This window comes from Alcanivorax sp. HI0044 (genome assembly GCF_001634945.1).
Genome location: NZ_LWEZ01000529.1, coordinates 1 through 727, shown reverse-complemented (window position 1 = coordinate 727; position 727 = coordinate 1). Strand labels below are relative to the sequence as shown.

General features: G+C 55.6%; 2 protein-coding genes. One reads left to right on the top strand and one right to left on the bottom strand.

The features are described from left to right. The coding region (locus A3730_RS06300; RefSeq protein WP_197477332.1) for a 6-carboxytetrahydropterin synthase at positions 1 to 268 on the bottom strand (268 nt) is incomplete at its 3' end. A 217-nt stretch (positions 269 to 485) separates the two neighbouring features. Between A3730_RS06300 and A3730_RS06295 the strand changes: the two genes are divergently transcribed. Continuing rightward, positions 486 to 727 (top strand): HIT domain-containing protein (locus tag A3730_RS06295; protein ID WP_063537734.1); only part of this gene is annotated, 242 nt, incomplete at its 3' end.

Below are 727 nucleotides of genomic sequence, written 5' to 3'. Positions count from 1 at the left end.
AAACCCATTCCAGGCTGGTGGCGTTATCGCGTTCGGCGATGGTGGTCTGGTCATTATCCACGGGAACCAGCAGGCGGTGATCCACGCTGTCGTCGATGATCTGCTTGATGCGCTTCTTGATGTGACCAAAGTCGAAGACCATGCCCTGATCATCCAGGTCGCCGCTCAGTTCCAGGTCCACCAGCCAGGATTCACCCACCATGCCGCGCTTGGGGTGCAGGTAGGAGAAATCGGCGACGGTTAAATTTTCGACAAAAAGAGTGGCCATGCTGTTCCGGTTGATAATGATGGGTTTCGACAGGTCACTATAATGCCATTATTCTGGGCTGCCGCTAAGGTGCACAGCGCTTGCTGCGGACATTTTACGAGCAGTTATCGTAGTAGCTGTGAACCGGGGCACACCGGTTGCACAGTAAAGTGCACATGCTGTGACATGGCTACGGGGTTCCGACGTGGCTTTTCCGCTGACCCAACCGAGAGCAATTATGGCTGAAACGCTTTTCTCCAAGATCATCGACCGGGAAATTCCGGCCGATATCATCTTCGAAGACGACCAGTGCCTGGCCTTTCGGGATATCAATCCCCAGGCGCCCACCCATTTNCTGGTGATTCCCAAGAAGCCGATTGCCAAGCTGTCCGATGCTGAAGAGGCCGACCAGGCACTGCTGGGTCATCTGTTGCTGGTGGCCAGTCAGGTGGCCGGGCAGGAAGGGCTGGAGGATTTCCG